Source organism: Plantactinospora sp. KLBMP9567 (genome assembly GCF_033446045.1).
Taxonomy (GTDB): domain Bacteria; phylum Actinomycetota; class Actinomycetes; order Mycobacteriales; family Micromonosporaceae; genus Plantactinospora.
This window is the reverse complement of sequence record NZ_JAWQRR010000022.1, coordinates 232,571-251,871: the sequence shown is the minus strand read 5'-3', so window position 1 is coordinate 251,871 and position 19,301 is coordinate 232,571. Positions and strand designations below refer to the sequence as shown.

The following is a 19,301-nucleotide window of genomic DNA, read 5'->3' as shown; positions in this document are numbered from 1 at the left end:
CTGGCCGCGACCAGGGGGCGACGGACCGGCCGGCCCGGGTGCCGCGCGGGTACCCGCTTCGTGATCCGACACTGCTAGCGTCTGTGTCGTGTCGCGGACCCGTACCGAACGCCTGGTCAACCTGGTGATCTGTTTGCTGTCCACCCGACGGTTCCTGACCGCCGCGCAGATCGCCGCGACCGTGCCGGGCTATGAGCATGATCCGGACGACCCACGTGACCACGAGGCCTTCCAGCGCAAGTTCGAGCGGGACAAGGCCGAGCTGCGTGAGCTGGGCGTACCACTCGAGACCGGCACGGCCAGCGCCTTCGACGCCGAGCCGGGCTACCGGATCGCCCACCGGGAGTACGCGCTGCCGGACATCCCGCTGGAGCCCGACGAGGCGGCGGCGGTGGGCATCGCCGCGCGGCTCTGGCGGCACGCCGGGCTGGCCGCGGCGGCCTCCTCCGGGCTGGCGAAGCTGCGCGCCGCCGGTGTCGACGTCGACCCGCAGGCCACCCTCGGGGTGGAGCCGGTGGTCACCGTCGACCCGGCGTTCGGGCCGCTGACCGCGGCGGCCCGGGACCGGCGCACCGTCGGCTTCGACTACCGGGTACCCGACGGCGACGCTCCGACCAGCCGCCGGCTGCAACCCTGGGGCGTGGTCTGCTGGCGAGCCCGCTGGTACGTGGTCGGCCACGACCTCGACCGCGACGCGGCCCGCTGTTTCCGGCTCTCCCGGATCGTCGGCGGCGCGGTCCGGATGATCGGTAGGCCGGGCGCCTTCTCCCCGCCGGTCGGTGTCGACCTGATCAGCCACGTCGCCAAGTGGTCCGGTCCGGTGGAGCGCTCCGGCCGAGCCACCGTGCTGGTCGCACCGGGCCGCGCCGCCGGGCTGCGCAGGTGGGCCCGGGAGGTGATCAGCGGGCCCGACGGCGACCGCCTGGTCCTGCCGTACGCCGATGCCGAGTCGCTCGCCGGTAGGCTCGTCGGCTACGGTCCCGATGTCCGGGTGCTCGACCCGCCGGAGATCCGGGACGCCGTGATCCAGCGGCTCAAGGAGATCACCGCCCGGCACGACGAGATGGCGACCGCCCGGGCGTCGGGGTAACGCGGGGCGGACCGGGGTTGGGGCCCCGGGAACTGACCAGAGGGGGGAGCCGGCGTGACTCGTCCGGCGCAACGGTCCGGCGGCGCTGCGCGGACCTCGGCCGATCGGCTGGCCCGACTGCTGAACCTGGTGCCGTACCTGCTGGCCCGGCCGGGGATCGAGCTGTCCGAGGCGGCGGCCGACCTCGGGGTGACCGAGCGACAGCTACGCGAGGACCTGGAACTGCTCTGGGTCTGCGGCCTGCCCGGGTACGGGCCGGGCGACCTGATCGACATGGCCTTCGACGGTGACCGGGTCACCATCACCTACGACGCGGGGATCGACCGCCCGCTGCGGCTCACCCCGGACGAGGCACTGGCACTGGTGGTTGCGCTGCGGATGCTCGCCGAGACGCCGGGGATGGCCAACCGGGACGCGATCGAACGCGCCCTCGCCAAGATCGAGAACGCGGCCGGCGAACTCGCCGACGCCCCCGTCGCGGTACGGATGCCGGGGGACAGCGACCGGGTCGCGGCGCTGCACGGTGCGGTCCAGCGGGGCCGGGCGCTCCGGATCACCTACTACGCCGCGACCCGGGACGAGACCACCGAACGCACGGTCGACCCGATCCGGGTGCTGATGGTCGGCGGCCTGGCCTACCTCGAGGCATGGTGCCGGCGGGCGGAGTCGGTGCGGCTGTTCCGGGCCGACCGGATCGACGCGCTCGTCGAGCTGGACGAGCCGGCCGCACCGCCGCCACAGGCCCGGCTGCACGACCTGAGCGCCGGCATCTTCCGCCCCGACCAGGACCTGCCGCTGGTGACCCTGCGGGTCGGCCGGTCCAGCCGGTGGATCACCGAGTACTACCCGTGCGAGCGGGTCGAGCCGGATCCCGGTGCCGGCGACGCCGGCCGGGCCGGCCGGGAGTGGCTGGTCTCGCTGCGGGTCACCGACCTCGACTGGGCCCGGCGGTTCGTGCTGGGGCTCGGGCCGGACGTCACGGTGGTCGCCCCGGCGGAACTCGCCGACCAGGTACGCGACCGGGCCGCCGCCGCGCTCGACGCGTACGCCACGCTGCCACCGGACGGCGCGCCGGAGGCGGTTGGCCCGCGCCCGGGCGTCGAGCTGGTCCCGGGCGCCGATCCGGCGACCACGGCCGGAAGCCACTAGGCTGGCCGACGTGGTGAAGTGGATCGTGCTCGCGGCCGTCCTCGTCGGGCTCCTGGTGCTGGGGCTGGCGGTCCGTCGGGTGCTGACCCGGCTGCCGCGACTGCACCGGGCCAGGCTGGGCCTGCAACGCCGCCAGGAGCAGGCCGAAGACCTCCAGCGGGTGGCGCTGGCCGTGCAGGACCGGGCCGAGGCCATGCAGCAGCAGGTCGAGACGCTCCAGCAGCGGCTCGTGCTGATCCGCGCCAAGCGCGGCGGCGAAGAGTAGCCCGGCGGCGCGGAATCATCCCTGCTCAGGGCCTTCGATCACGTGGTTGACGGATGCCCCGCGTTGGTCAAGACTTCACCAGCCGGCCGGAAAGTCACCAGCCTGGCGGGTGGCACTCCTTCCCGACGCACGTACGATGGGCCAGGACACACCCCTTTGCTGGACAAACATCGAACTGGAGCTTCCATGGGCGCCCTCAAGCCGTGGCACATCTTCGTACTCGTGGCTGTGCTGGTCCTGCTCTTCGGCGCGAAGCGGCTTCCGGACGCGGCCCGGTCACTCGGTCGTTCGCTGCGGATCATCAAGGCCGAGACGAAGAGCCTTTCCGAGGACGACAAGGACCTGGCCGAGAAGGCCGACGCGCAGGCGGGCCGCCAGCCGCTGCCGGGTGACACCGTGCACCCGACCAGCGTGCACCAGCCCGGTTACCAGCCGCCCGCGGCGCCGGTCAACGACCCGGTGCAGCGCGTCCGCGACAACTGACCGGGGCCCGTCCCGTGGCCTTCGCCCTGCTGCGCCGGCGCGGTCCGAGCAACTTCGAGCGAGCCGCCGACGGCTCGATGACCCTGATCGAGCACATCCGGGAGCTGCGTAACCGGCTGTTCAAGGCATCCCTGGGCATCGTGGTCGGATTCGGCCTCGGCATCTGGCTGGCTCGGCCCGTCCGCCGGCTCCTGTCGCAGCCGTACTGTGAGCTGCCGGGCTCGAAGAACGCCGCCGGTGAGTGCAACTTCGTGCAGCTCGGTGTCCCCGACGTCTTCCTGCTCGACCTCAAGATCGCACTCTGGCTGGGGCTGATCCTCGCGGCCCCGGTCTGGCTCTTCCAGCTCTGGGCGTTCATCGCGCCCGGCCTGCACCGACACGAGCGCCGGTACGCGTACATCTTCACCGCACTGGCGGCGCCGCTCTTCGCGGCCGGGGCGGTGCTGGCGTTCTTCGTGGTGTCGAAGGGGCTGGCCTTCCTCATCGAGCTCAGCGGCGACGACATCAACACCACGCTCGAGGTCACCCGCTACATCGGGTTCGTTACCAACATGATCCTGATGTTCGGCGTTGCGTTCGAGTTCCCGCTCATCGTCCTGATGCTCAACTTCGTCGGGCTGGTGAGCGGCCGGAAGATGCTCGGCTGGTGGCGGATCGCTGTCTTTGTGTTCTTCCTCTTCTCAGCGATCGTCACACCCACCCCGGACCCGTTCGGCATGACCGCGCTCGCCGTCTGCCTCTGCGCGCTCTACTTCGCGGCGGTCGGGGTGGCGATGCTGAACGACCGGCGCAAGGGCCGTGGTAAGGAGATCTACTCGGGACTGGACGACGACGAGGTCTCGCCGCTCGACCTGGAGCCGGAGCCGGTGACCGCCGGTGAACGGGTCGAGACGGTCACGCCGGTCTCCGCACCGGACCCGGTCACCGCGCCGCAGCCGATCGAGCGGCGTTACGACGACATGACCTGAGTTCACCTGAGCTGTCGAAGGCGGCACGGCGGGCGGTACGGTGCTCGCCGTGACCGCCAACGATCAACTTCCCGGCTCCGTCGTCGCCGGTCGGCTGGCCGACGGCTACCTGGCGGTGCTGGCCAACCCGGCCGCCGGACGGGGCCGGTTCCGGGGACTGCTGCCGGCCGTACTCGACCGGCTCGGCACGGTGGGTCGGCCGGTGCGGCTGCTTGAGGCGGGTACTCCCCGGCAGGCCAGCGCGGCCTGTCAGGCCGCGGTCGCGGACGGCGCCGCCGCCCTGGTGACGGTCGGTGGCGACGGCACGGTCCATCTGGCGCTCCAGGCGGTCGCCGGTACCGGCGTCGCCTTCGGCCCGGTCCCGGCGGGCACCGGGAACGACTTCGCGGCCGGCACCGGCTATCCGGCCGATCCGCTTGCCGCGGTCGACGCGATTGCCGCGGCGGCCGCCGCCGGCCGGACCCGTCCGGCGGACCTGGCCCGGATGACCGGCCCGGACGGGACGACCCGGTGGTACGGCGCGGTGCTGGCGGCCGGCTTCGACGCGCTGGTCAACGAGCGGGCCAATCGGATGTCCTGGCCGCGCGGGCCGCGCCGCTACGACCTGGCCATCCTGGTCGAGCTGGCCCGGCTGCGGCCTCGCCGCTACCTGCTCCGGCTGGACGGGGTGGCCCGGGAACTGGACGCGGTGCTGGTGGCGGTCGGCAACTGCCCCAGTTACGGCGGGGGGATGCGGATCTGCCCGACGGCCGACCCGACCGACGGGCTGCTCGACGTGGTCTACGCCGGCCCGATCGGCCGGACGACGCTGACCCGGATCAAGCCCCGGGTCTACCGGGGCACCCACCTGGCGCATCCGATGGTGCACACCCAGCGGGCCCGTACGGTCGAACTCGTCGCCGCGGACATCGTCGGGTACGCCGACGGTGAACGCGCACTGCCCCTTCCGGTGACCGTGACCGCGGTCCCCGGCGCCGTACGCCTGCTGCGCTGATCCGCCGCGCCAGGACACCCTGCCGGCCGGTCACCCGGGGCGGCGGGGGACACGCCGGTCAGCGGCCGTTCGCGACCGCCAGGTCCACGGCGGCGGTCAGCCCGTTGACCTGCCCCGGCTCGGCCGCCGGCAGCACCAGCACCGCGCAACCGGCGCCTACCGCCCCGGCGTCGGCGGGAGTGTCGCCGACCATCAGGGTCCGCTCCGGGTCGACGCCGAGCAGGCCACAGGCCCGGTAGAAGATCGCCGGGTCCGGCTTGCAGCGCCCGACCTCGTAGGAGAGCACGAACGCGTCGACCAGTTCGGTCAGCTCCCAGGCGTCGAAGATCGGTCGGAGGTCGAAACCGATGTTGCTGACCACCGCCACCGGCACCTTGGCCGCGCGCAGCGCTTGCAGGGTCGCCCCGGTGTCGGCGTACGGGAGCCAGCCGTCCGGGACCAGCAGGCGGTCGTACAGGGCCTCGGCGAGGCCGTTCACGCCGCTGTCGACCGTCTCGGCCAGCCCCACGAAGGCGGCCCGGTGGGCGGGGCCGTACAGGTCGCGTTCCGCCCACACCTCGGCCAGGTGCGGGGGGACCCGGGCCGGCAGGGGGCCACCGGCCCGGCCGGCGGTGACCAGGCGGTCGGCCAGCGCCGTCGCCCGGGCGCGGTCCAGCGTCGCCCCGCAGGCTGCTGCGGCGGCGGTCACCCAGGCGACCGGCTCCTCCACCTGGGCGAGGGTGCCGTGGAAGTCGAAGAGCACCGCGTCCACCGGGCGCCGGGGTGGCGCTCCGGGGGCGGGGTCGGAGGTTCCGCTCGACGTACGAGGCTTGGGCGGTTCGGCATGATCCGGCACGTCGTGCACCCTACCGACCGGCTCCCGGGGGGCCGCTCTACGGCCTGCCGACGTGCGACCACCCGGTACGCATTAATCTTGGGTTCATGTCGAGCCCCGCCGAGCGGTACGCCGCGGCGCGCCGCCGGGCCGCGCAGGCCAGCATGTTTCCCGCGCTTGACGAGTTCGCCCAGCAACTGGGGTTCGATCTCGACGACTTCCAGCGGGAGGCGTGCCAGGCGCTGGAGCGGGGCAGCGGTGTCCTGGTCTGTGCCCCGACCGGTGCCGGCAAGACCGTTGTCGGCGAGTTCGCCGTGCACCTGGCGCTGCGCACCGAGGCCGGGGCCGATCCGGGCGGACCGACCCGGAAGTGCTTCTACACGACTCCGATCAAGGCGCTGTCGAACCAGAAGTACCACGACCTGGTGGACCGGTACGGCTCCGACCAGGTGGGGCTGCTCACCGGGGACAATGCGATCAACGGTGACGCGCCGGTGGTGGTGATGACCACCGAGGTGCTGCGCAACATGCTCTACGCGGGCTCGTCGAGCCTGACCGGGCTGGCGTACGTGGTGATGGACGAGGTGCACTACCTCGCCGACCGGTTCCGGGGCGGGGTCTGGGAAGAGGTGATCATCCACCTGCCGGAGTCGGTGACCCTGGTCTCGCTCTCCGCGACGGTCTCCAACGCCGAGGAGTTCGCCGACTGGCTGGTCACCGTACGCGGTGAGACCGAGGTGGTGGTCAGCGAGCACCGCCCGGTGCCGCTCTGGCAGCACATGCTGGTCAACCGGCGGATGTTCGACCTGTTCCACGACGCCGACGCGGCCCGCAAACACGACGTGCACCCGGAACTGCTCCGCTACACCCGGGAGATGCTGCGCCGGCTCGAACTCGGCGACGGCCGTACGCACGGGCCGGGGTGGGGACGGGGCGGTCCCCGGGGGCCCCGCTGGCGCGGCCCGCTCCGGGCCGACATCGTCGAGCGGCTGGACCGCGAGGGACTGCTGCCGGCGATCCTGTTCATCTTCAGCCGGGCCGGCTGCGACGCCGCCGTGCAGCAGTGCCTCGCCGCCGGGCTGCGGCTGACCACCCCGGACGAGCGGGCCGAGATCCGCCGGGTGGTGGAGAGCCGGATCACCAGCGTCCCCGGCGAGGACCTCGCCGTGCTGGGCTACTGGGAGTGGCTCGACGGCCTCGAACGCGGCCTCGCCGCCCACCACGCCGGGATGCTGCCGGCGTTCAAGGAGGTGGTCGAGGAGCTGTTCGTCCGTGGGCTGGTGAAGGCGGTCTTCGCCACCGAGACACTGGCGCTCGGGATCAACATGCCGGCCCGCTGCGTCGTGCTGGAACGGCTGGTGAAGTTCAACGGCGAGGCGCACGTCGACCTGACGCCGGGGGAGTACACCCAGCTCACCGGTCGGGCCGGGCGGCGGGGGATCGACGTCGAGGGGCACGCCGTCGTCGTCTGGTCGCCGGAGGTCGATCCCCGGCACGTGGCCGGGCTGGCCTCGACGCGCACCTATCCGCTGCGGTCCAGCTTCCGGCCGTCGTACAACATGGCGGTGAACCTGGTCGGGTCGGTGGGTGCCGCGCCCGCCCGGGAGCTGCTGGAGTCCTCGTTCGCGCAGTTCCAGGCGGACCGGTCGGTGGTCGGCCTGGCCCGGCAGGTGCAGCGCAACGTCGAGACCATCGAGGCGTACGGCGCGGAGGTGCGCTGCCACCACGGCGACTTCGACGAGTACTTCGGGCTGCGGTTGGCGATCGCCGACCGGGAGCAGGCGCTGGCCCGGCAGGGGCAGTCGCAGCGCCGGGCGGCCACCCTGGCCGCGCTGGAGCGGCTGCGGGTGGGTGACGTGATCCGGGTGCCGTCGGGCCGTCGGGCCGGACTGGCGGTGGTGCTCGATCCTGGCGTCGGTGGGTTCGGCGAGCCCCGCCCGCTGGTGCTGACCCAGGACCGCTGGGCCGGCCGGATCACCCCCGGCGACTTCACCACCCCGGCCGAGGTGCTGGCCCGGATCCGGGTACCGAAGCATTTCAACCACCGCTCGCCGGCTGCTCGGCGGGATCTGGCCGCGGCGGTCAGCGGTACCGGGCTGGACCGGCACGCCCGGCGCGGCGGTCGGTCCCGGGGTGGTGGCGGTGAGGACGAGCGGCTCAGCCAACTCCGTGCCGAGCTGCGCCGGCACCCCTGCCACGGCTGCCCGGACCGGGAGGAGCACGCCCGCTGGGCGGAGCGCCGCCGTCGCCTGGAGCGGGACACCGCCGAGCTGCGGCAGCGGGTCTCCGGGCGTACCGGATCGTTGACCCGGACCTTCGACCGGGTCTGCGGCATCCTCACCGCCCGCGGCTACCTCTCCGAGGCCGGTGAGGTCACCGACGCGGGCCGGATGCTCGGCCGGATCTGGACCGAGGCGGACCTGCTGGTGGCGGAGTGCCTGCGGCGCGGGGTATGGGACGGGCTCTCCCCGGCCGAACTGGCCGCCGCGGTCTCGGTGGTGGTCTACGAGGCGCGCCGGGACACCGACGAGCGCGCCTCGATGCCCCGGGGGCCGGTCTCCGACGCGGTCGGCGAGACCCAGAAGATCTGGGCCGAGCTGGAGTCCGACGAGGCGGCCCGGGGGTTGGAGGTGACCCGGGAGCCCGATCTCGGCTTCGTCTGGCCGGTGTACCGGTGGGCCCGGGGCGAGGCGCTGGCGAAGGTGCTGGCCAGCGGCCACAACCTGGACGGCGACATGCCGGCGGGTGACTTCGTGCGGTGGGCCCGCCAGGTGGTGGACCTGCTCGGGCAGGTCGCGGACTCGGCGGGTGCCTCGGTGGAACTGCGCGGCACGGCGCGGCAGGCGATGGCGACGATCAATCGAGGCGTACTGGCCTACCACGGCGCGACCTGACGGCCGAGCCTCTCCGGCTCGGCTGTTCAGCCAGCCGTCGTGTTCCGTCAGGTCAGCCGGTACTCCTCCGGGGTTGATCTTTCCGGGCACCCTGCCCGGGGCCCTCCGGCCAGCAGAACCGCCCGAACCACCGTTGTGGCTGGTCGGACCCCAAGTGATCATCATCCGGGGGCGCGGAACCGCCGTGCGACGGCGCGAGGAGATCACCGAGATGGCCACCATCCACCACTTCCAGTACGGCTGGGCCACGCCCGTGCTGAGCTACGGACTCGCCGTCCTCGGCTCGTTCCTGGGGCTGCTCTGTGCGGTACGGGTCCGGGAGGCGACCACCCCGGGACGCCGGATCTGGTGGCTGGCGCTGGCCGCGTGGGCGATCGGCGGTACGGCCATCTGGACCATGCACTTCACCGCGATGCTCGGGTTCAGCGTTGCCGGTACCCCGATCCGGTACGACCTGCCGATGACGGTGGCGAGCGCCCTGGTCGCGGTGCTCACCGTCGGGGTCGGGCTGGTCGTGGTGGTGTTCGGACGGGTCGCCTGGCCGCGGATCCTGCTCGGTGGGCTGTTCGCCGGGCTCGGCGTGGCCGCCATGCACTACCTGGGCATGTCGGCGTTGCGGATGCGCGGGCGGATCGACTACGAGATCTCGCTGGTGGCGGTCTCGGTACTGATCGCGGTGGTCGCCGCGACCGCCGCGCTCTGGCTCGCCGTCAACGTACGCGGGATCCGGGCGGTGACCGGCGCCGCCTTCGTGATGGGGTTAGCGGTCAGCGGCATGCACTACACCGGGATGGCGGCGATGTCGGTGCACCCCCAGCCGTCCGCCCCGGCACCGACCGGCGCCAGTGGGGCGAGCCTGCTGCTGCCGATCATGCTGATCGTCATCTTCGTGGCGTTCGTGCTGTTCTACGCGCTGCTGGCCACCCCCACCGCGGACGACCGGGCCGCCTCGGCGTACCTGGCCGACCGCGCCGCCGAGCGGCTGGCGGCCGACCGGCTGGCGGCCGCTCGACGGGGCACGGAGCAGGCCACCGGGGGCGCGGCCGAGCGCTCCACCCCGACCGCCGGCCCGGGCCGGCGCTTCAAGACCCGTCAGCCCTTCTGACCTCCCACGCCTCGGCGGGCCGCTCCACCGACACCCGGGCAGACAGCACGGCCGGCCGGCAGACAACGCCGGCCGGCGCCTCCGGGTCGGCGGCACCGGGCCACCGGCGGGACGCGTCAGGCGGGCACGGTGTTGCCGGCGAGGGCGTCGACCAGCCGGCGGCACGGGCCGGCGAGGTTCCACTGCTCGGCGAGCGCGAGCAGTCGGTCGGGATCGGCCGGCGCCGCCGGCAGGGTGGGATCCAACGGCGGTAGCGGCACGTCCAGGGCCACCCGGACCACCGTCGGCGCGACGGCCAGGTAGTCCCGGGCGGCGTTCAGCTTGGTCCGCAGCCCCGGCGCGAAGCCGGAGGACGGGTCGTCGAGCGCGGCGAGGATGCCGTCCAGGCTGCCGTACCGGTCGACGAGCCGGGCGGCGGTCTTCTCGCCGACGCCGGCCACTCCGGGCAGGCCGTCGCTGGGGTCGCCCCGCAGCGCGGCGAAGTCGGCGTACCCGGCGGCCGGCACGCCGTACTTGGTCCGGACGGCGGCGTCGTCGCAGTCCTCCAGTTTCGCCACACCCCGGCCGCAGTAGAGCAGCCGTACCGGCCGGCTGTCGTCGATGAGCTGGAACAGGTCCCGGTCGCCGGAGGCCACCTCCACCGGTGCCGGCGAGGTCGCGGCCAGCGTGCCGAGTACGTCGTCGGCCTCGTAGCCGTCCACCCCGATCGCCGGGATGCCGATCGCGGCCAGCAGTTCGAGGATCAGCGGCACCTGTGGGGAGAGGGTGTCCGGCACCACCTCGCCGCCCTGCGGCGCCACCCGGTGCGCCTTGTACGACGGCAGCAGTGCCACCCGCCAGGCCGGGCGCCAGTCGTAGTCCAGCGCGCAGACCAGCCGGTCGGGCCGGCGGGTGCGGATCAGCGTCGCCAGCATGTCCAGGAAGCCCCGGACGGCGTTGACCGGGCTGCCGTCCGGCGCCTTGGCGGCCGATTCAGGGATGCCGAAGTAGGCCCTGAAGTAGAGGCTCGGTGCGTCGATGAGGAGCAGGGGGCGGCTGTCGTTCACCCGGACAGCCTGGCACAGCGCCGCCCGCTCCGGTCGCAGCCCCCGCGACGGCGGGTCGACGGCCGCCGCTCCGGTCGGTCGGGAGATGCTCCGCCACCGGGTCGGGCGCGACGGTGTCGCGGAACGCGGGCTTCGGGGGCGCCGGGCGGAGATGTTTTCCGGACTGTCCCGCCGGTCGAATACGCCCGAACGACCGTTAAGCTAAGGAGGTGGGTGACGAAGACCTCTATCCGCCGCACCGGCTGGCGGCAGCCCGGGAAGCCACTGCCGAAGCCGGCCTGGACGCCCTGCTCATCCCGCCGGGCTCCGACCTGCGCTACCTGACCGGCTACCACGCGCACGCCCTTGAACGGCTCACCTGCCTGGTGCTGCCGGCGAGCGGTACACCCACCCTCGTCGTACCGACCCTGGAGCGGCCGGCCGCCGAGGCGTCACCGGCGCCGCGCACGGGCGTACGCATCGTCGACCATCCGGACGGCACCGACCCGTACCCGCTGGTGGTGCGGGCCCTCGGCGGCCCTGTCGGTGCGGTAGGGCTCGGCGACCGGATGTGGGCCGAGCAGGTGCTCGCGCTGCGCGCCGCGCTGCCCGGCAGCACGCAGCGGCTCGCCGGCGAGGTGTTGCGGGGGCTGCGGCTGCGCAAGTCGACGGCCGAGGTGGCGGCGCTGCGGGAGGCCGGCGCCGCGATCGACGCGGTACACGGCCGGATGGCCGAGTGGCTGCGCCCCGGCCGGACCGAGGCTCAGGTCGCCGCCGACATCTCGGTCGGGATCAGGGAGGCCGGCCACGCCACCGCCGACTTCGCGATCGTCGCCGCCGGCCCGAACGGGGCCAGTCCGCACCACGGCAGCTCCGACCGGTTGATCGGGGTCGGCGAACCGGTGGTCGTCGACATCGGCGGGACCATGCCGTCCGGATACTGCTCGGACTCCACCCGCTGCTACGTGGTCGGCACGCCGCCACCCGAGTTCACCGACTACTACCAGGTGCTGCACGCCGCCCAGCGGGCCGCGGTCGGTGCGGTGCGACCCGGGGTCAGCGCGGCGACGGTCGACTCGGTCGCCCGCGAGGTCATCGCGGACGCCGGCTACGGCGCCGCCTTCCTGCACCGTACCGGGCACGGGATCGGGCTGGACGGGCACGAGGACCCGTACCTGGTCGCCGGCAACGAGCTGCCGCTGGAGCCGGGGATGGCGTTCTCCGTCGAGCCGGGGATCTACCTGTCCGGCCGGCACGGTGCCCGGATCGAGGACATCGTGGTCTGCACCCCGGACGGGGTGGAGCGGCTCAACACGATCTCCCGGGAGTTGGTGCGACTATGACGGTCGACCGGATCCTGCCCACCGACGAGGCGTACGAGCTGCTCGACCTCGTCACCGAACTCGCCGACCGGGAACTCGCGCCCCGGGTGGTCGACTTCGAGCGGCGTGGCGTGTTCCCCCGCGAGCTGCTGCGTACCCTCGGCCGGGCCGGACTGCTCGGCCTGCCGTACCCCGAGGAGTACGGCGGCGCGGCGCAGCCGTACGAGGTCTACCTTCAGGTGCTGGAGGTCCTGGCCAGCCGCTGGCTGGCGGTGGCCGAGGCGGTCAGCGTGCACACCCTGTCCTGCTACCCGGTGGCCACCTACGGCGGCGAACAGGTACGCAAGCTGCTGCCGGACATGATCGGCGGCGAGTTGCTGGGTGCGTACTGTCTCTCCGAGCCGCAGGGCGGCTCGGACGCGGCCGCGCTGACCACCCGGGCCAGGCGGGACGGCGACGACTACCTCGTCTCGGGCACCAAGGCCTGGATCACGCACGCCGGCAACGCCGACTTCTACAACATCTTCTGCCGCACCGGCGGTCCCGGCGCCCGGGGCATCTCCTGCCTGCTCGCCGACGCCGGTACCGCCGGGATCGTCCCGCAGACCCCGGAACGCACCATGGGGCTGCGCTCGTCGCCGATCGCGCAGATCGCCTTCGACGACGCCCGGGTCCCGGCCGACCGGCTGGTCGGCGCCGAGGGGGAGGGGTTCCGGATCGCGCTGTCGGCGCTGGACAGTGGCCGGCTGGGCATCGCCGCCTGCGCGGTCGGGCTGGCCCAGGCGGCGCTGGACTACGCGGTCGACTACGCCCGGCAGCGGGAACAGTTCGGCCAGCCGATCATCGACTTCCAGGGGCTGGGCTTCCTCCTGGCCGACCTGGCGACCCAGGTGTCGGCGGCCCGGGCGCTGACCCTGGCCGCGGCCAGGCTGCGGGACGCGGGGCGGCCGTACTCGACCGAGGCGGCCAAGGCGAAGCTCTTCGCCACCGACACCGCGATGCGGGTCACCACCGACGCGGTGCAGGTGCTCGGCGGCGCCGGCTACGTGGCGGACCATCCGGTCGAGCGGTACATGCGGGAGGCGAAGGTGTTGCAGATCGTCGAGGGGACCAACCAGATCCAACGACTGGTGATAGCCCGCTCGCTGACCCGCTGACCGCCGTGGTCCTGGCCCGCCGACCCCAGCCGTCCGTGGACCGCCGGCCGGCGCCGGGGTCGCCCGCAGCTATCGACCTGATAACGTGCGGCGGCGACGCGGCCGGTTCGACGTCGTCCGGACCATCCTTTACCGGTAGGTTGCACGCCGTGGAGGAGACCGATCGGGCCATCGTGGCGGCTCTGGCCGCCGACGGCCGGCTGTCGTACACGGATCTGGCCGAGCGGGTCGGGCTGTCGGTGTCCGCGGTGCACCAGCGGGTCCGCCGGCTGGAGCAGCGTGGTGTGATCAAGGGGTATGCGGCGCGGATCGCGTTCGAGGCGATCGACCTGCCGTTGAGCGCGTTCGTGGCGATCCGGCCACTGGATCCGTCGCAGCCGGACGACGCACCGGACCGGCTGGCCCACCTGCCGGAGATCGACTCGTGCTACTCGGTGGCGGGGGAGGACTTCTACCTGCTGCTGGTCCGGGTGGCCAGTCCGGTGGACCTGGAGCGGGTGCTCCAGGAGATCCGTACCGCCGCCAACGTCACCACCAGGACCACCGTGGTGCTCTCCATCCCGTACGAGAGCCGCCCGCCGAAGCTGCCGGCGGAGTCGAAGCTCAGTTCGGAGCCGGGGACGGCTCGGCTGCGGGCGCTACCGCCCGACCCGGCGAGTTCCAGCGCAGGATGACCGGCCGGCCGTGCTCGTAGCCGAGCGTGGAGACCGTGGCGGTGTCCAAGCGCAGCCGCCCGCCGCCGCTGGCCGGTAGCCCGATCCAGCGCGCCCCGGCCACCCGCAGGCTGTGACCGTGCGCCACCAGGGCGACGTCACCGGTGTCGAGCAGTGCCGTCGCCCGGGCCAGTACCCGGTCCAGCCGGGCACCGACCCGCTCCGGGGACTCACCGCCGGGGCAGCCGTCGGTCCATAGCACCCAGTCCGGGCGTTCCCGCCGGATCTCGTCGGTGGTCAGCCCCTCGTACTCGCCGTAGTTCCACTCGCTGAGATTGTCGTCGACCTCCGTCACGCGCAGTCCGGCGAGTTCGGCGGTGCGCAGTGCCCGCCGCCGGGGGCTGGAGAGCACGACGGCGAAGGTCCGCTCGCCGAGTTCGGCGGCCACCTCCCGGGCCTGCCGCTCGCCGTCCGTGGTCAGTTCCAGATCGGTGTACGAGGTGTGCCGGTGACTGGCACTCCAGTTGGTCTCGCCGTGGCGGATGAGGATGATCTCGGCCATCCCTCCAGTCAACCACCTCGACCGAACCTCCTTGACCTAGCATCCTAGGACGCCCCACGCGAAGTGGCACGCACCGCGTGGCAAGACTGAAACAACGCGCCCAGAGGAACCGGCTTGTGGCCTTTGGGTACCGCTAAGGCCTTTGCGGCGATTAGGCAGGTTTCATTACACCCTCGTCGGGCAACTCACTTGCGGGCCAGCCGCCGTGAGCGGAGCCATCGAGGTGAGGAGTGCGACATGAGTGCCATGGACAAGATGCGCAACAAGGCGGAGGAGCTGAAGGGCGCCGCCAAGGAACGGATGGGCGACCGGAGCAACAACGAGCAGATGCGTGGCGAGGGCGCCTCCGAGCAGATGCAGGCCAAGGCGAAGCAGGCCGGCTCCAACGTGAAGGAAGCGGGCCGCGACGCCAAGCAGGCGTTCGACCGTTGACGGTCGTCCGTCCTCAGTGAACCTTCGTCAACCTTCTCTTGGGGTCCCTGGCGGTCGTAGGTGGAAGTCGGGGCGTACGCGTCGCGCTGTCCAGGTTGCGAAGGGTTCAGTGACCGGCCTGAGTGCCGTGCCGGGCCCACCAGGCCCGGCCGGCCTCGGGCAGGGTGTCGATCGGGTCGTAGTAGGCGTACCGCCGGTCCAGGGCGGTGAGGTCGTCGGACTCGATCGACGTACGGTAGTTCTTGGTCCAGTACGAGATGCCGCGTTCGCGGTCGTACTCGGTGACCATGTGCACCCAGCGCTTGCCCACGAAGGGCACGTCGCAGACAATCCGTGGGGTGGCGTAGCCGGGCAGGTAGCCCATCATGTCGTGCTGGAGTCGCTGGGCGTGCCAGACCGGTACCCGCCAGTGTTCGGCGTTCGGGATCATGTCGCACATGTAGAAGTAGTACGGCAGGATTCCCGCTTCCCCCTGGAGCGCGAAGCAGAGGTCGAGCAGGTCGGCGGCGGTCGCGTTGACGCCGCGCATCAGCACTCCCTGGTTGCGTACGTCGCGGACCCCGACCTCCAGTGCGGTCTGGGCGGCCCGGGCGACCAGCGGGGTGAGCGACTGGGCATGGTTGACGTGGGTGTGGATGGCGAGGTTCACGCCGCGCCGGGCGGCGGTCCGGGCGACCCGTTCGAGTCCCTCCACCACCTCGGGCTGGAGCCAGTGCTGGGGGAGCCCGGCGAGTGCCTTGGTGGCGAGCCGGATGTCCCGGATCGTCGGGATCTCCAGTAGCCGCATCAGGTACGACTCGAGGTTGCGCCACGGCACGTTGGCGACGTCACCGCCGGAGACCACGACGTCCCGGACGCCGGGGTGGGCGCGCAGGTAGTCGATGTGCGCGTCGTACCGGTCGACGGGCTTGAGACGCAGCCGCAGCTTGTCGACGGTCGGGGTGGAGTTGCCGACCAGGTCCATCCGGGTGCAGTGCCCGCAGTACTGGGGGCAGGTGGAGAGCAGTTCGGCGAGGACCTTGGTGGGGTAGCGGTGGGTGAGGCCCTCGGCGACCCACATGTCGTGTTCGTGTAGGGAGTCGCGGGTGGCGTACGGGTGGGAGGGAAAGTCGGTGCGCCGGTCGGTGGCGAGCGGCAGCATGTAGCGACGGATCGGGTCGGCGCGGAAGGCGTCGGTGTCGATCGGGCCGTCCGGCACCATCGTGTTGAGCATCTGGGGCGGGACCAGCATGGACATGGTGGCCCGGGTGTCCTGGTCGGCGGCGAGGTCGGCGTAGCAGTTGTCGTCGACGGCCTCGCCGAGCACGGCTCGGAGCTGCTTGACGTTCTTGACGCAGTTGGCGCGCTGCCACTGGGCGGATTCCCACTGCTCCCGGGTCACCTGTCGCCAGCCGGGGAAGCGGGTCCAGTCGGGTTCGACCAGGGCGCGGCGGCGGTATTCGTACGGCTGGCCGGTGCTGGGCGCCTCGGCCGGGCCGGGGTGCGCCGGGCCGCTGGGGTTGCGGGGGGCGAGCACGGCGGTTGCCGGTTCGACCTGGGTCACGGCGCCTCCTCCAGTTTCGGGTGCCGGTAAGCCTCGGAGCGGCCTGCACCTCGAACGCTACTGGAAGATTTCCCGTCAACGAAATATCCTGCCGTAAGTTTTCCTGTTCATGGCGGGCTTTGAGGGCTGATGCCTCGCCGGACGGGCCGTCGGGAGGAGGCAGCGGTGGGAGCGACGTCGGGAGGTGCGGCGGTCACGTCCGCGGTCGGGTTGCACCGGGTGCGGGAGCCGGTTGGGGTGTTGCCGCAGGCGGCGTACCGGCTGGACGCCCGGGGCGAAATCGCCGCCGACGAGGTCCGGATCCGGGTGGAGCGGCTGAACCTGGACGCGGCGAGCTTCCGGCAGTTGTCGGAGAAGCACGGCGGGGACGGGGCGGCGGTCCGGGCCGAGGTGCTGGAGATCATCCGTGAGCGCGGCAAGATGCACAATCCGGTCACCGGGTCCGGTGGGATGCTGGTCGGTACGGTCGCCGAGGTCGGCCCGGAGTCGCCGCTGCCGGTCAAGCCGGGTGATCGGGTGGCGACGCTGGTCTCGCTGACCCTGACCCCGCTGGCGGTCGCCGACGGGCTCGCCGGTTGGGACGGCCGCTCCGAGCAGGTGCCGTGCACCGGGCACGCGATCCTGTTCGCCCGGTCGATCGTGGCCGTACTCCCGGAGGACCTCGACCCCCGGCTGAGCCTGGCGGTCTTCGACGTCTGCGGTGCGCCGGCGCTGACCGCCCGCACGGTGCGCGGCTACCCGGCGCCCCGGGTGGCGGTGCTCGGCGGGGCCGGCAAGAGCGGCTCGCTGGCGCTGGCCGCTGCCCGGCAGGCGGGTGCCGGCCGGGCCGTCGGGGTGGTGCCGGTGCTGGCCGAGCGGGAGCGGCTGCTCGCCGCCGGGCTCGCCGACGAGGTCGTACTTGCCGACGCCCGGGACCCGGTGGGGTTGGCGGCGGCCGTGACGGCCGCGTTGGGTGGGCCGGCGGACGTCACGGTGGTCTGTGTCGACGTGCCCGGTTGTGAGCACGGTGCGATCCTGGCCACCGCCGACGGCGGGACGGTGATCTTTTTCTCGATGGCCACCAGTTTCGCCTCGGCGGCGCTCGGCGCGGAGGGGTTGGCAGCCGACGTGACGATGCTGATCGGCAACGGCTACCTGCCGGGACACGCCGAGTACGCGCTGTCGCTACTGCGTACGGTGCCCGGAGTCCGCGCGCTCTTCACGGACCGGCTCGCGGCAGACTGATGCCATGACGAACCCCTCGACTCTCTACCGTGGCGGCCGGCTGTACTGTCCGGCCGATCCGCACGCCACCGCACTGCTGGTCCGGGACGGCCGGATCGACTGGCTCGGTGCCGACGCCGACGCCCCGGCCGCCGACCGGATCGTGGAGTTGGACGGCGCGCTGCTGGCTCCGGCGTTCGTGGATGCGCACGTGCACGCCACCGATACCGGGCTGGCGCTGGCCGGGCTGGACCTGTCCGGGGCGCGGTCGGCCGCGGACGTCTGCGCGGCGGTCGCCGGGTTCGCGGCGGAACTGCCGGCCGACGCGGTGGTGCTGGGGCACGGCTGGGACGAGTCGGGCTGGTCGGACCGGCGGATGCCGAAGGCGGCGGAGCTGGACCGGGCGGCCGGTGGCCGGCGGGTCTATCTGGCCCAGGCGTCGATCCATTCCGCGCTCTGCTCGTCGGCGCTGTTGGCGGCGGTGCCGGAGGTGGCCGGGGTGCCCGGCTACGACCCGTCCGGGTGGCTGCGCCGGGACGCCCACCACGTGGTGCGGGAGCTGGCGTTGGATTCGGTGTCCGACGCCCAGCGCCGGGAGGCGCAGCGGGTGGCGTTGCGTCGGGCGGCGTCGTTGGGGATCGCGGCGGTGCACGAGTGCGGCGGTCCGGACATTGCCGGCGAGGCGGACTTCACCGCGCTGCTGTCCCTGTCCGGTGTGGACGGTCCGGAGGTGTACGGCTACTGGGGCGAGCTGATGGGTGCGGAGCGGGCCCGTGCGCTGGGTGCGGTCGGTGCCGGCGGTGACCTGTTCGCGGACGGGGCACTGGGTGCGCGTACGGCGCACCTGTCGGCGCCGTACATCGACGGTGAGCCGGGGGCGTGCGGGCACGGCTACCTGACGGTGGAGCAGGTGCGGGACCATCTGCTGGACTGTGCGGCGCACGGGGTGCAGGGTGGCTTCCACGCGATCGGGGACGCGGCGATCGACACGGTGCTGTCCGGGTTCGCCGGTGCGGCTCAGGTGCTCGGGGTGGAGCGGCTGCGGGCGGCCCGGCACCGGGTCGAGCATGCGGAAATCATGAGCAAGCGGCTGATCGCCGGATTCGTCGAGTACGGGATCGTGGCGAGCATGCAGCCGGCGTTCGACCGGTTGTGGGGCGGCAAGCGGCGGATGTACGCGTCGCGGCTGGGTGTGCGGCGGTCGCTGGAGTCGAATCCGATGGGTGCGATGCACGGGGTCGGGGTGACGCTGGCGTTCGGTTCGGATTCGCCGGTGACGCCGCTGGATCCGTGGGGTTCGGTGCGGGCGGCGGTGGCGCACTTCAACCCGGCGCAGCGGATGGGTGTGCGGGCGGCGTTCGCGGCGCACACCCGGGGTGGCTGGCGGGCGGTGCCGGCGGGTGCGGGCGGCCGGGATCCGCGGCTGACCGAGGGTGTGCTGGTGCCCGGGGCGGCGGCGACGTTCGCGGTCTGGTCGGTGCCGGCCGGGATGGATGGTGGGCTGCCGGTGCTGGTGTCGGCGAGCCCGGAGGAGCGTGGGCCGGACGATCCGACTCCGCTGCCGACGTGCCGCAGGACGGTACTGCGCGGTTCGGTGATCTACGACGGGGAGGACGCGTCGTGACGGAACGGTGGGGGGTCG

18 protein-coding genes are annotated in these 19,301 nt (G+C 72.9%); 14 read left to right on the top strand and 4 right to left on the bottom strand.

Annotated elements, in window-relative coordinates; translation table 11 throughout:
• Positions 1-88 precede the first annotated feature (88 nt).
• The 6 genes from R6Y94_RS18815 (at position 89) to R6Y94_RS18790 (ending at position 4,949) form a co-directional block, all read left to right on the top strand.
• A complete protein-coding gene (locus R6Y94_RS18815) occupies positions 89-1,090 on the top strand; it encodes a helix-turn-helix transcriptional regulator (protein ID WP_318397173.1) in 1,002 nt (333 codons plus the stop codon).
• Positions 1,091-1,144: 54 nt separating this feature from the next.
• Entirely contained in the window at positions 1,145-2,239 is a 1,095-nt protein-coding gene (locus R6Y94_RS18810; RefSeq protein WP_318397172.1) for a YafY family protein, read from the top strand.
• 10 nt (positions 2,240-2,249) lie between these two features.
• On the top strand, positions 2,250-2,504 hold the full coding sequence (locus R6Y94_RS18805; RefSeq protein ID WP_318397171.1) for a hypothetical protein: 255 nt from the start codon (positions 2,250-2,252) through the stop codon (positions 2,502-2,504).
• A 186-nt stretch (positions 2,505-2,690) separates the two neighbouring features.
• Complete coding sequence (gene tatA, locus R6Y94_RS18800) at positions 2,691-2,987, top strand: Sec-independent protein translocase subunit TatA (protein WP_318397170.1); 297 nt, start codon at positions 2,691-2,693, stop codon at positions 2,985-2,987.
• A gap of 14 nt (positions 2,988-3,001) precedes the next feature.
• Positions 3,002-3,955: a twin-arginine translocase subunit TatC gene (gene tatC / locus R6Y94_RS18795; RefSeq protein ID WP_318397169.1), complete on the top strand. Its 954-nt coding sequence runs from the start codon at positions 3,002-3,004 to the stop codon at positions 3,953-3,955.
• Between the two features lie 49 nt (positions 3,956-4,004).
• The gene (locus R6Y94_RS18790; protein ID WP_318397168.1) at positions 4,005-4,949 is read left to right on the top strand and encodes a diacylglycerol kinase family protein; all 945 of its coding nucleotides are present in this window, start codon (positions 4,005-4,007) and stop codon (positions 4,947-4,949) included.
• 58 nt (positions 4,950-5,007) lie between these two features.
• Here R6Y94_RS18790 and R6Y94_RS18785 read toward each other — a convergent pair whose 3' ends face one another.
• Positions 5,008-5,784, bottom strand: a complete 777-nt coding sequence (locus R6Y94_RS18785; protein ID WP_412102804.1) for an HAD family hydrolase — start codon at positions 5,782-5,784, stop codon at positions 5,008-5,010.
• A gap of 86 nt (positions 5,785-5,870) precedes the next feature.
• Between R6Y94_RS18785 and R6Y94_RS18780 the strand changes: the two genes are divergently transcribed.
• Together R6Y94_RS18780 and R6Y94_RS18775 are read left to right on the top strand one after the other, a co-directional pair.
• Positions 5,871-8,657: a DEAD/DEAH box helicase gene (locus tag R6Y94_RS18780; RefSeq protein WP_318397167.1), complete on the top strand. Its 2,787-nt coding sequence runs from the start codon at positions 5,871-5,873 to the stop codon at positions 8,655-8,657.
• 184 nt (positions 8,658-8,841) lie between these two features.
• Positions 8,842-9,762, top strand: coding sequence for an MHYT domain-containing protein (locus R6Y94_RS18775; RefSeq protein WP_318397166.1), 921 nt, complete (start codon positions 8,842-8,844; stop codon positions 9,760-9,762).
• 116 nt (positions 9,763-9,878) lie between these two features.
• On the opposite strand, the gene R6Y94_RS18770 is transcribed toward R6Y94_RS18775, so the two are convergent.
• Entirely contained in the window at positions 9,879-10,808 is a 930-nt protein-coding gene (locus R6Y94_RS18770) for a 5'-3' exonuclease (RefSeq protein ID WP_318397165.1), read from the bottom strand.
• Positions 10,809-11,017: 209 nt separating this feature from the next.
• Here R6Y94_RS18770 and R6Y94_RS18765 point away from each other — a divergent pair, with 209 nt between their 5' ends.
• The 3 genes from R6Y94_RS18765 (at position 11,018) to R6Y94_RS18755 (ending at position 13,940) form a co-directional block, all read left to right on the top strand.
• On the top strand, positions 11,018-12,130 hold the full coding sequence (locus R6Y94_RS18765) for a Xaa-Pro peptidase family protein (protein ID WP_318397164.1): 1,113 nt from the start codon (positions 11,018-11,020) through the stop codon (positions 12,128-12,130).
• Positions 12,127-13,266 (top strand): acyl-CoA dehydrogenase family protein, encoded by a 1,140-nt coding sequence (locus tag R6Y94_RS18760; protein ID WP_318397163.1) that lies wholly within the window; start codon positions 12,127-12,129, stop codon positions 13,264-13,266. The genes R6Y94_RS18765 and R6Y94_RS18760 overlap by 4 nt, the downstream gene beginning before the upstream one ends.
• 149 nt (positions 13,267-13,415) lie before the next feature.
• Entirely contained in the window at positions 13,416-13,940 is a 525-nt protein-coding gene (locus tag R6Y94_RS18755; RefSeq protein WP_318397162.1) for an Lrp/AsnC family transcriptional regulator, read from the top strand.
• Here R6Y94_RS18755 and R6Y94_RS18750 read toward each other — a convergent pair.
• Positions 13,870-14,481, bottom strand: a complete 612-nt coding sequence (locus R6Y94_RS18750; RefSeq protein ID WP_318397161.1) for a histidine phosphatase family protein — start codon at positions 14,479-14,481, stop codon at positions 13,870-13,872. The genes R6Y94_RS18755 and R6Y94_RS18750 overlap by 71 nt on opposite strands.
• A gap of 237 nt (positions 14,482-14,718) precedes the next feature.
• Here R6Y94_RS18750 and R6Y94_RS18745 point away from each other — a divergent pair, with 237 nt between their 5' ends.
• Positions 14,719-14,913, top strand: coding sequence for a CsbD family protein (locus R6Y94_RS18745; protein ID WP_318397160.1), 195 nt, complete (start codon positions 14,719-14,721; stop codon positions 14,911-14,913).
• 106 nt (positions 14,914-15,019) lie between these two features.
• Here R6Y94_RS18745 and R6Y94_RS18740 read toward each other — a convergent pair whose 3' ends face one another.
• Positions 15,020-16,429 carry a lysine 2,3-aminomutase gene (locus R6Y94_RS18740; RefSeq protein WP_318397243.1) on the bottom strand — a complete coding sequence of 470 codons (1,410 nt, stop codon included), beginning with the start codon at positions 16,427-16,429 and terminating at the stop codon, positions 15,020-15,022.
• A 264-nt stretch (positions 16,430-16,693) separates the two neighbouring features.
• On the opposite strand from R6Y94_RS18740, the gene R6Y94_RS18735 reads away from it, so the two are divergent.
• Together R6Y94_RS18735 and R6Y94_RS18730 are read left to right on the top strand one after the other, a co-directional pair.
• Positions 16,694-17,680: a zinc-binding alcohol dehydrogenase gene (locus R6Y94_RS18735; protein ID WP_318397242.1), complete on the top strand. Its 987-nt coding sequence runs from the start codon at positions 16,694-16,696 to the stop codon at positions 17,678-17,680.
• Positions 17,681-17,684: 4 nt separating this feature from the next.
• Positions 17,685-19,283, top strand: coding sequence for an amidohydrolase (locus R6Y94_RS18730; protein WP_318397159.1), 1,599 nt, complete (start codon positions 17,685-17,687; stop codon positions 19,281-19,283).
• Positions 19,284-19,301 lie beyond the last annotated feature (18 nt).